Origin of the sequence: Carnobacterium gallinarum DSM 4847, from assembly GCF_000744375.1 — a bacterium.
GTDB classification, from domain to species: domain Bacteria; phylum Bacillota; class Bacilli; order Lactobacillales; family Carnobacteriaceae; genus Carnobacterium; species Carnobacterium gallinarum.
Genome location: NZ_JQLU01000005.1, coordinates 701,653 through 714,750 on the forward strand (window position 1 = coordinate 701,653; position 13,098 = coordinate 714,750).

11 protein-coding genes are annotated in these 13,098 nt (G+C 34.7%); 1 reads left to right on the forward strand and 10 read right to left on the reverse strand.

Going from position 1 to position 13,098, the window contains the following annotated elements:
* Positions 1-102: 102 nt before the first annotated feature.
* Positions 103-3,651 (reverse strand): transcription-repair coupling factor, encoded by a 3,549-nt coding sequence (mfd, locus tag BR43_RS08180; RefSeq protein WP_051933872.1) that lies wholly within the window; start codon positions 3,649-3,651, stop codon positions 103-105.
* Positions 3,652-3,762: 111 nt separating this feature from the next.
* Positions 3,763-4,332 (reverse strand): aminoacyl-tRNA hydrolase, encoded by a 570-nt coding sequence (pth, locus tag BR43_RS08185; RefSeq protein ID WP_034560988.1) that lies wholly within the window; start codon positions 4,330-4,332, stop codon positions 3,763-3,765.
* Between the two features lie 398 nt (positions 4,333-4,730).
* Between pth and BR43_RS08190 the strand changes: the two genes are divergently transcribed.
* Positions 4,731-5,702: an L-lactate dehydrogenase gene (locus tag BR43_RS08190; protein ID WP_034560990.1), complete on the forward strand. Its 972-nt coding sequence runs from the start codon at positions 4,731-4,733 to the stop codon at positions 5,700-5,702.
* Positions 5,703-5,767: 65 nt separating this feature from the next.
* On the opposite strand, the gene BR43_RS08195 is transcribed toward BR43_RS08190, so the two are convergent.
* The 8 genes from BR43_RS08195 to BR43_RS08230 form a co-directional block, all read right to left on the reverse strand.
* Positions 5,768-6,160 carry a DUF4809 family protein gene (locus BR43_RS08195; RefSeq protein ID WP_034560992.1) on the reverse strand — a complete coding sequence of 131 codons (393 nt, stop codon included), beginning with the start codon at positions 6,158-6,160 and terminating at the stop codon, positions 5,768-5,770.
* A gap of 162 nt (positions 6,161-6,322) precedes the next feature.
* Entirely contained in the window at positions 6,323-6,754 is a 432-nt protein-coding gene (locus tag BR43_RS08200) for a PTS sugar transporter subunit IIA (RefSeq protein WP_034560994.1), read from the reverse strand.
* An 18-nt stretch (positions 6,755-6,772) separates the two neighbouring features.
* Positions 6,773-8,707: a heparinase II/III family protein gene (locus BR43_RS08205; RefSeq protein WP_034560996.1), complete on the reverse strand. Its 1,935-nt coding sequence runs from the start codon at positions 8,705-8,707 to the stop codon at positions 6,773-6,775.
* The gene (locus tag BR43_RS08210; protein WP_034560998.1) at positions 8,707-9,522 is read right to left on the reverse strand and encodes a PTS system mannose/fructose/sorbose family transporter subunit IID; all 816 of its coding nucleotides are present in this window, start codon (positions 9,520-9,522) and stop codon (positions 8,707-8,709) included. The genes BR43_RS08205 and BR43_RS08210 overlap by 1 nt, the downstream gene beginning before the upstream one ends.
* A complete protein-coding gene (locus tag BR43_RS08215; protein WP_034561000.1) occupies positions 9,512-10,327 on the reverse strand; it encodes a PTS mannose/fructose/sorbose/N-acetylgalactosamine transporter subunit IIC in 816 nt (271 codons plus the stop codon). Before BR43_RS08215 ends, BR43_RS08210 begins: the two co-directional genes overlap by 11 nt.
* A 15-nt stretch (positions 10,328-10,342) precedes the next feature.
* Positions 10,343-10,843 carry a PTS sugar transporter subunit IIB gene (locus tag BR43_RS08220; protein WP_034561002.1) on the reverse strand — a complete coding sequence of 167 codons (501 nt, stop codon included), beginning with the start codon at positions 10,841-10,843 and terminating at the stop codon, positions 10,343-10,345.
* A gap of 22 nt (positions 10,844-10,865) precedes the next feature.
* Complete coding sequence (locus BR43_RS08225; protein ID WP_034561004.1) at positions 10,866-12,053, reverse strand: glycoside hydrolase family 88 protein; 1,188 nt, start codon at positions 12,051-12,053, stop codon at positions 10,866-10,868.
* A gap of 164 nt (positions 12,054-12,217) precedes the next feature.
* Entirely contained in the window at positions 12,218-12,964 is a 747-nt protein-coding gene (locus tag BR43_RS08230; RefSeq protein ID WP_034561007.1) for a GntR family transcriptional regulator, read from the reverse strand.
* Positions 12,965-13,098 lie beyond the last annotated feature (134 nt).

Genomic DNA, 13,098 nt, shown 5'->3' on the forward strand with positions numbered 1-13,098 from the left:
ACCTCCTACTTAAAAATTCGGGAATTCCAAACTAATTCTCCGTACTTAATCTGAGATTAGTTTGAATTTTTATTTAGTATACCTTTATTTTATTAAGAAATACTAAATTTCAGATGTTTGAGGCTCTTGTTTTTTTTGCATGTCACGATAGGCTACAATATTTGTAATAAATTTATCAATGTAGCCTAACCATTCATAACTAGCTTCACTATTTTTAAGGTGCAACGTTACTACAAGACATTCTTTTTTGATGGCCATTGTGGCTTGTAACGGAATATCCCCCAATGCCTTCATGATTTCTTCTGCTGGCAGACTTTGTGTTCCTGATGGTGATAAAGTTAAATGAACACTATCATCCACTCGACGAATAGTTTCAAATAAAGCTTTTTCACTTTCCATCTTAATCACACCAATTGTTAACAAATCAGAGACTTCATCTGGGAAAACACCAAAACGATCAATTAAATCATCTTGTAACGTCATATATTCAGCACGATCGCGTAATTCACGAATTCGTTTATAAATCTCAATTTTTTGTCGTTCATCTTCAATATACGTTCCTGGTAAGTAAGCATTAATACCTAAATCAATCTCGACATTCGTTTTTTCTTCTTTCTTCTCAATACCACGTTTTCTAGCTACTGCTTCACTTAACATTTCAGAATACAAATCAAATCCGACAGAGTCAATAAAGCCATGTTGTTGCGCTCCTAACAAGTTGCCGGCACCACGAATTGATAAATCTCGCATCGCAATTTTAAACCCTGAGCCTAACTCAGTAAAATCTTTTATCGCTTGTAGACGCTTTTCACTAACCTCTGTTAATACTTTATCTGGTTGATACATAAAGTAAGCATATGCTACTCGATTGCTACGTCCAACACGTCCTCTTAGTTGATACAACTGTGACAAGCCCATATGATCAGCATTTTCTACAAATAGAGTATTTACATTGGGGATGTCTACGCCTGTTTCGATAATTGTTGTAGTTACCAGAACATCATATTCTCCCTCAACAAATTGATACAAGATACTCTCCAGTTGTCCTTCTGTCATTTGACCATGAGCATAGGCAATCTTGGCATCTGGCACTAGCATCTGTAATTCTTCCATCTTTTTCCCAATAGTTTCAACTCGATTATATAAGTAGAAAACTTGTCCACCACGAGTTAATTCTCGTTCAATAGCTTCTCGAACTGCTCCTGGATTTTGCTCCATAACATAGGTCTGAACAGGGTAACGATTGGCTGGTGGAGTTTCAATTACTGATAAATCTCGAACACCTAACATAGACATATGCAAAGTTCGAGGAATCGGTGTTGCTGTTAACGTTAACACATCTACTTGTGATTTTAGCTGTTTTAATTTTTCTTTGTGCTTCACGCCAAAACGCTGTTCTTCATCTACAACTAGCAAACCTAAATCTAAAAATTCAATATCCTTTGATAAAATCCGATGGGTTCCAATGACAACGTCTACTTGACCTTTTTTCAATCCATCTAAGGTTTCATTTTGCTGCTTCTTCGTTCTAAAACGGCTTAACAAGCCAATCTCTACAGGAAAATCTTCAAAACGTTGAATCAGACTTTCGTAATGTTGTTGCGCTAAAATTGTTGTTGGGACTAAAAAAGCAGCTTGTTTGCCATCTTGAACCGCTTTAAAAATAGCACGCATTGCAACTTCTGTTTTCCCATAACCAACATCTCCAACCAATAAACGATCCATCGGCTTTTTCTTTTCCATATCATGTTTAATTTCTGCAGCACTACGTAATTGATCATCTGTTTCTGTGTAAGGAAAGGCATTTTCAAATTCTTGTTGATACCCATTATCTTCTGAAAATGCAAATCCAACTTCTGCTTCTCGAGCTGCATATAACTCAATTAAATCATCGGCAATATCTTCGATTTTGGCTGCAACTTTTTTCTTGGTTTTTGCCCACTCAGTTCCACCTAACTTGTTGATTTTAGGTGTTTTTGCATCAGATGAAACATATTTTTGTAGCAAATTAATCTGAGTAACTGGAATAAATAATTTGGCATCATCTTTATAGAGAACGGACATATAATCTTGATGAACGCCACCGATTTCAAGTGTTTCCATCCCAGTATATTTCCCAATCCCGTGATTTACATGTACAACAAAATCCCCGGGACTTAATTCAGAATAACTTTTGAGACGTTCTGCATTAGATAATGTCTGACGACGTGTGATTTTTTTCGTCACTTTATTAAACATTTCTCGTTCATTAATGATCACAATTTTTTCTTTAGGCAGCTCAAATCCATTATGAATTGCGCCAACAACAACTTGGACTTTGCCTAATTCAATTTTCTTTGGCTTAACTACTTTACTTTGAATCTCAAAATCAGCAAAGGTTGCATTGACTTTCTTCCCACGTTCTTCGTCAGGAACGATTACTAACACAGTATTATTTTGCTTAATCCAACGATCCATTTCTGTTTTCAATAATGGCATTTGTCCAAAGAATTGCTGCATATTACGATATTGAAAAGGATGGATTTGTTGAAAACGCAAGTTGCCCATCCCTTTTTGAAATAGCGAAAAATACAACGTAGGTTGTTTGACATCCTTCATTACGCTACGTAAATCATTTGAGAAAACTTGATCTTTTAGCACCTTTTGCTCTTCTAATTTGGATGTGGCCCATTCTGCTTCTTCTTCCATTAAACGACGCTCAGTTTCAATCACTCGAGGGTATTCATCAATAATTAGCAAGCTATTTTTGTGCATATAATCTAAGACACTCGTGTGATTTGGATAAATAAAATCTGTATACAAGGCTAAACTATCAATCGGATCACCTTTATCAAAGGCATCAATGACCGGAGTTAGATTCTTCATTAAATTCCCTTTAGCTGCTGCATCTAAAATTAAGTTACTATTTCGTTCAACAGCTTCGCTAAACTGAGGTGCAGCTTTCTTCAGCATTGCACCTTGATAGATTGTATCTGTCGCTGGTAAAATTGTAATTTTCTCAATCGGTTCAATCGAACGCTGAGTATCTGCTTCAAAGTAGCGCAATGAATCCACTTCGGTATCAAATAATTCCACACGAACTGGATGCTCTTCCGTTAAAGGATAGATATCAATAATCCCTCCACGAATACTAAACTCACCAGGTTTCCCAACTAAATGCTCTCGTGTATATCCCATATCAACTAATTGTTGAGCCATATTTGCTGGATCTAATTCGCCACCATTAGCAATTTTAAATCGTGACTTTTTCCAAATTTCTTTTGGAGTAATCAGTTTACGTACACCTGAAAGTGGAATAATGACAATTCCTTTTTTCCCTGATAATAGAAAATCCAAAGCTGCCACTCGTTCTGCTCGATATTCTGGTGAAGAAATTGACATTTCAGCTTGAATCATTTCATCTACTGGAAATAAATGCAATTGATCTTCTGGTACAAATCCAGAAAAATCTTCTATTAATTGGCTTGCGTGAAATAAATTATGTGCTACTAATACAATAGGTTTCTTCTTTTTTTCTACTATTGTACTAATAATTAGTGTCCGTGCTGAACCAGATAATCCTGTTACAAGCTGAGTTTGGTGTTCTCCAATTGATTCCAGCAAGTTCTGGATATCTGGCGTTTCAGCTAATAATCCTTTTATATCTACCATTTCTATACTCCCTTATCTGATTAAAATTCGTTTTATGTTCCTATTTTTTGGCTTAGACTAGAAAAAAGCTCAGATTCCTCTGCGCTTCTTTAATCTAAACTGTTTAATCTATTAACTTTTGCGATTAAATTCATTCATTGTTTCTATAAAAGAATGACCTTCAATCCAATAATTTAATGCTGCAGCGGTATCTTTCACTGCAAATAAAATATCTTCATTTTGTTCTTTTGGAAAATTACCTAATACGTGATTGATGACAGTTTGTCCTGGAAATGGTCGATCAATTCCAATGCGAATTCGATTGAAATCAGATGTCCCTAAGTGTTGAATCAAACTTTTAATTCCATTATGTCCTCCAGCACTGCCTTTTTGGCGTAATCGAATCTTTCCAACTGGCAAATCTAAATCATCATAAACAACAACTAAATCTTCCAGCTCGATATTATAATAATCCATTAATGGTCGAACCGCTTGACCTGAGTCATTCATAAATGTTTGGGGTTTCACTATCAGAACTTTTTCCGTTCCAATAAATTCTTCTGCATAAACAGCATTGAATTTACTTTTATTAAATTGGAATTTGTGTTGAAAAGCAAATTCATCCATCGTAATAAATCCAACATTATGCTTTGTTCCTGTATATTTTGCACCTGGATTTCCCAAGCCAACAATCATTTTCATTTTTCTTTTCCTCATTTACATTAGTTATTTTTGTTAAACGTAAAAATCCAAAAACCACAGTTTATCTGCCTTGTTTTTGGTTCGTCATTTTTATTCTAAAATTAAAATAGCGCATAAAAAAATGCTGTGGGCATAGGTTACTCCCCCAGTTCTATTTTTAATAGTATACCATAGTTTACTCAAAATTAGTAAGCCGGACCTTTATTTTTTCTCCTGAATTAGGTACTAAATAAAATTAATGAAATCTTCATCTGTTTAACGTTTGTTTTTAGCGCCATTTTTAGAATGGCTATTTCAAATAATTATTCCTTTATTTCAAGGCTTTTTAACAAACATTTTCACTGATAAATGCTATACTAATAAGGGCTTAAAGAAAATAATCAAGGAGGATGTTTTTTATGAAAAAAACAGAAATTAAAGACCATCAGAAAGTCATCATTGTTGGTGATGGAGCCGTTGGTTCTAGCTATGCGTTTGCTCTTGTTACACAAAATATTGCCCAAGAAATTGGGATTATCGATATTGACAAAGACAAAACTGAAGGGGATGCCATTGATTTATCTCATGCCCTAGCCTTTACTTCTCCTAAAAAAATCTATGGCGCTTCATATTCAGATTGTCATGATGCTGATATCGTTGTTATCACTGCAGGTGCTGCACAAAAACCAGGTGAAACACGTTTAGACTTAGTGAACAAAAACTTAAAAATCTTCAAAAGTATTATTGGGGACATTATGGCTAGCGGATTCGATGGAATCTTGTTAGTTGCTAGTAACCCAGTTGATATCTTAACCTATGCTTCTTGGAAATTCTCTGGTTTACCACAAAGCCGAGTTATCGGTAGTGGAACTTCATTGGATAGCGCACGTTTCCGCCAAGCAATTGCGGATTTAGTTAGTGTCGATGCCCGGAATGTTCATGGATATATTTTAGGCGAACATGGGGATACTGAATTCCCAGTTTGGTCACATGCCAATATTGGTGGATTGCAGATTTATGAATGGGTTAAAGACAATCCTGATGTTGATGAAGAAGCTTTAGTTAAAGTCTTCTTTAAAGTACGTGATGCAGCCTATGAAATTATTGAGAAAAAAGGAGCAACTTTTTATGGGATTGCCGTTGCTTTAGCCCGGATTACAAAAGCTATTTTAAACGATGAAAGTTCAATTTTACCTTTATCTGTTTATTTAGAAGGAGAATACGGACAAAATGACATCTTCATTGGCGCACCAGCAATTATTAATCGCCAAGGAATCAAGCATGTTATTGAAATTCCTTTAACCGACGCTGAATTGGAAAAAATGGAACATTCTGCTTCAACATTAAAACAAATCTTAACAGATGCCTTTGATGCATTGGAAAATGAATAATCGCTAAAAAAACCTTGATAGAAGTAGCAGCTTGTTGCGCTACTTTTATCAAGGTTTTTTCTATATTAAAGTACAAAGTCTAGTTCTTCAAGTTTAAATAATTTCGTTAGAATCTCGTTAACTTTAGTTAATAATATGTTTGTATCTAGAATTTTATTGGCTGTTTCGATGGTTAATGTATCGTTTGAGTAAGTTAATTGGTCTACATCTTCGATTAACTGGATTGATTCGACACCATTTTTATACACGATATATTCATCAGAAATATCCATTACTAATTCTTGTTTGTAGCCTTTTCTTAGGGCAATTGCCATCACTAACGAATTGACAGTTAAATCATCAACTGGAATCTCTACATCATTAATCGCTAGTGTATACATTGTATCCTCTACCAACCCACAAGCATTACATCCTCCATCAGATAAATCAACTGTACTTGTAATTACTGCCTTTTCCATTATGCCCATCCCTTTCGTCTATCTACTTACTTATTGTAACAAATTGAGTTCTACTATTCTAGAGGAAAACGAAATAAAGTTACTTTGTTCACAATATCATTCATTCCATGAAAAAAAGCTGATAAATCAGCTTTTTTTGACAATCCTTTATTCTGTTTAGATTCAAATTCCTGTTTCTAAAACTTCTTCTACAGTTGAGGGGATTTCAGAAAAAATAGTGATATTTTCGCAACCTGCTTGCTGAATTTGTTTACTTAACAGAAGCGGATTGTCCATAAAAGTTCGTAACGCAACACCTTCTAGCAACATTCCTAAGTTCGTACCACTTAAAACAGACCAGTTCTCTTGTTCCATCGCTAATTCTGCGCATACTTTAAAAGGTGTTCCTCCTAAAAGGTCAGTAAAAAACAAAACTTTTTCAGGCTGATTATTTAGTTTAAGAACTTTTTTTAATTTATTTTGATAGGATAAAGGCGTATCTTCTAGTGTAAATAAAACGGTGTGTAAATTTTCTTGTTTTCCCGCAATCATTTCAATAGCCTGATACAGGCCCTTTGAAAAATCGCCATGACCTGTTAGTATGAATTCTATCATTTTACTTTAACCTCACTTTTAAAATCGTACTTTTTTATTTTTTTCGTTCATTAAAACTACTTTCCCGTAGATTTTCTGCTTGGTTTCGCTTATAAATAGCTTATCCCCTTGAACAATATCAAATGGAGTAAAAAACAGTTCTGCCTTGATTTTCTGTTTACTATCATAAATACGTAATCCTTTAACTAAATCCGTTATTTCAGAGGACTTATTCTGAAATACAGCTACTTTCTCAAACTGAATTGCGTCATTTAAACCAAAAGCGGTCAAGTTAGTTTGTTGGTTTTTCATCTTGCAACAATGAGTTAATCGTTGATGACTAAACAATTGATTGTAGATAGCTGAGGCTGTTTCTGCTCTTACTCTTAGGCTTTCCGAATCTGTCCAGACAACCATTTTTTGTTGTTTTATTTTCAATTCGGCTGTCGTTTTAGTTACCTTACTTACGGCTACTTGCTGAGCAAAATTAAAATTAGTCCTTACCTGATTGCTTCCTTGTGCCTGAATGGTGTCACAAATAACCAGACTAGCTATTTTTTTTAATAACATAATTTTTCGATTTATTAAAATGAGTTCACCTGATTTGCCAACACCATTCCAAGCACATTCAACTAAATACCCTTCTTTATTTTCCGTTAATTGACTGAATAAAGGTTCGGCTAATGATTGATATCCCCACGAACCTTTTATATCTGTTGCTGGATTCTCTACCACAGTGATCGAATTATGAGCGTCTTCTCCTTTGAGTTTCTCACGAATAACGGATTCTTCAAGATAGGTGTAACGACCGCTGTCAATTAAAATATCTTCACCTTGATAATGAAGCGTTAGGCTGCCCGTTGTTCCATGTCCATGAGAGCTACCATGACGCCCATTAAATAAAGTAAAGTAAAAATCTTTTGTTTTGATTGCTATAAATCCACTTTGTTTCCCATAGAAAGTCGTTGGCATTGCCCGTTCACTCGTTGAACAAGTTGCATATAAATTGCCAATATACAGCGGTGCCAAACTAGCCTCTTGCCTTTGTGGTAAAAATCCCATTCCACGATAGCAATCATAAACATAACGAAAATCAACACTATCACTATCATTTAACGCATTTAATTGGTCCTTTTGATCTGCATAATAGTAAGATGCTTGGATTGGTTGTTTTAATTTGCCCTTTAAGTTAAATGGGAGGGAATAATCTGTATACTCACTGACTTGTAAAATATATAACAACGACATGACTACTTCATGATGATAGAGCGGACTTTGCTCCCAGTGAATTCCATCACAATAAAACTGAAGATCGATTTGTTCCTCCAAAGTTTTCCATGCCCATTCCTTTTCATCCATCTTCACTAATTCTGGGAAAAATAATTCAGTAACTAAAATACCTGTAATTGCCAGTATCCCCCAATTACTTAGTTCATATTTGGAAATAAAAGACTCTTTTAAAAAGTGAATTTGCTCAATAATTGCCTGTTCAAACAAACGTGCTTCTGCTGACGAAAAAAGCGTCTCGCTATCTAAATAGTTTAAACTCTTAACCCAATTTGTTAAACGAATCCCTGTATCAATCGGACGCCAAGATAACGTATTTTCAGCATTAGGATGACCATTTTTCCGAATAAAATCTAAGACTAAATTCCGCCATTTTTCTTGATAAATGTCTTCTCCTGTAATTTTATAGGTCATTGCTAAATCAACTAAGAAACCGTGACGACTTAACATAAATAACCATTCGGGATCTTCTTCCGGAAAAGTGTTCCAATCGGTTCCCTTGATGGAGTAAGGTATATCACAGGCCTCCATATCCATTGCATCTGTATAAATTAGTAAATCTTCTACTACTAAATCACTACGATCTAGAATTTTACTAAGAAAATCTGGATGCTGCTCTTGATAACTTGGCAACCACTCATCAGCAAAGAACATTTTTTGATAGTTTGTTATTTTTTGCCTATTCATTAAGCTAAAATTCCTAAGACTGAAGATAAAATACCAATTAAGAATAACAAAATAAGCAATTTATAAGTGGACCAATTTTTCTTTTTAATTAAATAAAACACTACAATTGTTAAAATGACTGGTAATAATTTTGGCATAATCTTATCTAAAATATCTTGCAATGCTACAACTTGTTCTTCACCTGACTCAACCTTAGATGAATAACTAATCGCAATATTGGCTTTGACAAAGGTTGTAGCTAAGCCTGAAATAACTGTAACACCAACGATATTTGCAGCAGCAGAAATCTTACTGATCTTATCACTTAGTGTTTCAATCACGCTAGTCCCTAGTTTGAAACCTAAGTATCCCATCATAATCTTAATAATCAACATGGAAATCACCATTGATAACCAAAAACCCATTGGCGCAAAACCAAGGCCATCTAATGCTAATCCTGCAAAGATTGTTGAAAGTAAAGGCGCAATTCCAAATTGAGCGATTGAATCACCAATACCAGATAACGGTCCCATCAAAGCCATCTTGATACTTCGAGCATCTTCAATATCTTCCCCATTATCGTACATAGCTAACTGCATACTTGTAATAAATGGCAACATTTGCGGATTAGTGTTATAAAATTCAATATTTGCTGATGCTGTTTCTCTTAACTTTTCAGGATCGTCTTTATAAATTTTCTTTAACGCAGGCAGAATCACATATAAATAACTGACACCTTGATATGAGTTATAGTTAAAAGCATTTTGTAGAAAGTAAGATCTTAAAGCTGTTTTCATATAATCTTTTTTCTCAAGCTTTAATTGTTTAGATTCCATTGCTAAAGTCCTCCTCTTCAATTGTTCCATTTGATCTATTGGGTGATTTCTCAGATCCATCTACCGTTTTTTTATTGTTGCCATAATATTGAATAAGTGCGAAAACGGTTCCTACCAGTGCAATTGCCATAGTTGGTAGCTCTAGATAAGCTGCTGAAATATAGCCTAATAAAATATAGGGCGTCAAATTTTTTTCTATCATTACTGAAAGAATCATTGCAAATCCAATTGCAGGAATCAGTCCGCCTGCAACAGAAAATCCATTAATCAACCATGTAGGTAACGCCTCAACAAATGCTTGTAACCCTGGACGACTAAGAGCTGCAGCTAAGCCAATAGCGAAACCAGCGACTAGAAAAGCTAGAAACGTGGAATTGGCAATCCAATTGTATTTTCGATACTGATCTTCTTCAATCACTTTTTTAGATAACTTAGTTGAACCAGCGAAAACGGTATACAACGCTGTTGTTACTAGCTGGAATAACACTGCGAATGGAAAAGATAACGCTAATGCCGATTGTGGTGTCACACCTTGATCTTTGAGAGTAATTGCCATAATCGTTCCCACAATTCCTGGTCCCACTGGATTAGGTGGGACCGTTCCACCAGCTCCGACACCAAATCCCATATAGGCTAATTCAGCTAATGCGCCAAACATTAATGCGGTTGGCAAATCACCTAATATAACTCCAACAAAAAATGACATAACTAAAGCACGGTTAGTATAAATCCCCAGTAATTGACCGGCATAACAAAAGGAAGTAATTAACGCAATCAACAAGCCTTGAATAAGTGTAATCTCCATTTTATAACCTCTTTTCTATTTTATTGTATTCATTAATGCTTCCAAATATTGTGTTCCATCTGTTGAAACTGGTGAAGTTTTTGTATTAAATGTAACATTATAGGTATTTTTCAACTCTTTTAAATTCGTTTTATCTTTTTCGTCGAGATAGATAAATTGCGAAATTTTTTCTTTTCCTTCACCTGCGTGAATATTGCCGATATTTAGTTCTTTCATCGGAAAACCTAATTCACAAAGTTTGCGACCATCTTCTAATGATTGAACAATTACAAAAATAGTTTGATTTGGAGCAGCTTTCCAAATGACTTCTGCCGTACGCTCAATCGTCCAAAAACGGATACCCACTTCATTTGGCACGCATGTTTTCATTAAGGTTTGTTGGATCGAATCTTCCGCAGCTTTATCATTTGCACAAATAACTAGATTGACGCCTAAGCTTTTAATCCATAATTGCCCTTGCCCATGAATTAATCGTTCATCCACTCTTACCATTTTTATATTTGGTTGTTGTTCCATCTTTATTTCCTCCTATTTTTTATTACCAATACATTTTCCAATCTTTTTTAAAGCGAATAAGGGCTTCAAGATAAAAATAATCTCCCCAAATATTCCCTTCATTAACACCTTTTCCTGAATGCCATGAATAGACACCTTCGTTAATTAGTGCGCTAATTCCATCTGTTTTTGATTCAGTATAATGATCAATTAAACTAGCTAGCATCGCATGTTGAGCGTATTTGTAAATTAATTTGTGCTGATTGCTTTCTGGCAAAAAATTATCCATTAAGTTCATCCCACAAACTGCAATAGCTGTTGCTGAGGAATCCTTAGATTGTTCAGAGTCATCATCAAAAATTAAATCCCAATAGCTGACAAAATCTTTTGGCAATCGATTTAGAAAATAATTAGTAACAGACTCAAACAAGAAGGTTTCTTCTGTTGTTTGATGGTACGCTTGATTTAATGCAATTCCATATATCAACCACGATTGACCTCTTGCCCAGCTTGAATCGTCTGAGTATCCTTGACGTGTTTTCCCTTCTAATGGTTCCCCAGTAGCTGGATCAAAGTAATAGGTATGATAGGCAGATGCATCTTCACGAATTGCATACGTAATTGTTGTTTGATAATGTTTCTCGGCTGCTGAGCGATAGTGGGCTTCTCCTGTTATTTCGGCTGCCCAATACAGTAAAGGAATATTCAATAAACAATCAACTATTAACCGATAATTATCCTTCTTTCCTAGTTCACCCCATGCTTGAATAAATTCACCCTTCTCTTGGTAACGCTCTAGTAATTTATCTGCCGCCAGTAATGCTGCTTTTTTGGCATCGCCATTTCCTGTTAATTTATAGGCACTTACACAAGACAAACTATACAAAAAACCTAAATCATGGTGTTCTACTTCAATGGTTTCTTGAATTCTTCCCAAGAAACTGCTTACATTCTTTTCGGCTAAATTTTTATATTTCTCATCTTCTGTATATTCGTAACATAGCCATAACATGCCCGTCCAAAAACCATTTGTCCATTCAATATTTTGAATAGGTTGATACGCATTATTTTGAGTCGCAGGAGTTGGATATAATTCTCCTAGTTTTGTAATATTCGCGTCTACTTTTAAGAGGCAGGTCTGAATAGCTTGATCAATTTTTTCTTTAGAAATCAATCCATTATTCAAATATCGTTCACTTGCTTGTAGTGCCTCGTGTGTTAATTGCTTCATGCTGAATTCCTCTCTATTTCACTTTTTATTAAGCTGATCAAACTTAACGTGTTAACCGGTTATGTTTTCATAATACAATACTATCTCTGTTTTGTAAACGTTTTTTTATAACAAAAAAGCAAACAAGGAATCTAGTCCCTTGTTTGCTTCTACTATTTATTTTCTTAATCTGCTGTTATCTCAATTGAATAATAATCTGGATGAATAAAGCTTCGGCTATATTCAACCGGTTCACCTGTTTGTTCATAGGTCGTTTTAGTTATTTCAAATAATGCAAGTTCCTCTTTAAAATCAAACTGATGATGAATTTTATTCAACGGTTCTACTATCTCAGAATCTTTGGTTACTGTAATTAAATTGACAAACATCTTCATTGGCAAGCTGGTCATATTGACACCTAAATCTAATTCTTTGGACAAGCTTGCACCTTGTTCCAAACGTTGTAATGCAGCTTGATTCAAACGATTGGATAATACATAACGATTCTGAATTTTCCATGGTTTTTCATTCACTAAAGCAATCTGGCTAATTTTTATAACGCCTTCTGCTCCTTTAGAATCCCCCAGAGCAAGAGAAATCGTTTCATCTTGAATCGTTTCAGCAATAATCGTCACTGTTTTTTCAACAGATTTTTTAGTATTTTCATTCGCTATAGATACCAACGGAGCAAGCTCACTAAATAACACTTTTCGATGCTTGAGGTTTTTCCTAACAAAGGTACCTTCTCCTTGACGACGAATTAAATAACCATCGTTGACTAAATCATTTAATGCTTTGACAACTGTTGTATTGCTAACACTATATTTTTTCTTTAAATCTCCTTCAGAGTAAATTCTATCCCCAGGAGCAAATTCACCTGACTCAATTGCTAAAATAATATCTTGTTTTATTTTTTCATACTTTGGTAGCATAACTTCCTCCTTAACGTGTTAACCGATGTTATCTTCATCTTAATACAATTAGAAATTAATGTAAATGTATTAATAAGAGGTGAACTTAATTAAATAACAAGAAAAAGAGATTTCATTATGCTCTAATGTTTACT

Coding starts and splice junctions, on each gene's coding strand:
- mfd (WP_051933872.1), bottom strand. CDS start 3,651: ATGGTAGATATAAAAGGATTATTAGCTGAAACGCCAGATATCCAGAAC.
- pth (WP_034560988.1), bottom strand. CDS start 4,332: ATGAAAATGATTGTTGGCTTGGGAAATCCAGGTGCAAAATATACAGGA.
- BR43_RS08190 (WP_034560990.1), top strand. CDS start 4,731: ATGAAAAAAACAGAAATTAAAGACCATCAGAAAGTCATCATTGTTGGT.
- BR43_RS08195 (WP_034560992.1), bottom strand. CDS start 6,160: ATGGAAAAGGCAGTAATTACAAGTACAGTTGATTTATCTGATGGAGGA.
- BR43_RS08200 (WP_034560994.1), bottom strand. CDS start 6,754: ATGATAGAATTCATACTAACAGGTCATGGCGATTTTTCAAAGGGCCTG.
- BR43_RS08205 (WP_034560996.1), bottom strand. CDS start 8,707: ATGAATAGGCAAAAAATAACAAACTATCAAAAAATGTTCTTTGCTGAT.
- BR43_RS08210 (WP_034560998.1), bottom strand. CDS start 9,522: ATGGAATCTAAACAATTAAAGCTTGAGAAAAAAGATTATATGAAAACA.
- BR43_RS08215 (WP_034561000.1), bottom strand. CDS start 10,327: ATGGAGATTACACTTATTCAAGGCTTGTTGATTGCGTTAATTACTTCC.
- BR43_RS08220 (WP_034561002.1), bottom strand. CDS start 10,843: ATGGAACAACAACCAAATATAAAAATGGTAAGAGTGGATGAACGATTA.
- BR43_RS08225 (WP_034561004.1), bottom strand. CDS start 12,053: ATGAAGCAATTAACACACGAGGCACTACAAGCAAGTGAACGATATTTG.
- BR43_RS08230 (WP_034561007.1), bottom strand. CDS start 12,964: ATGCTACCAAAGTATGAAAAAATAAAACAAGATATTATTTTAGCAATT.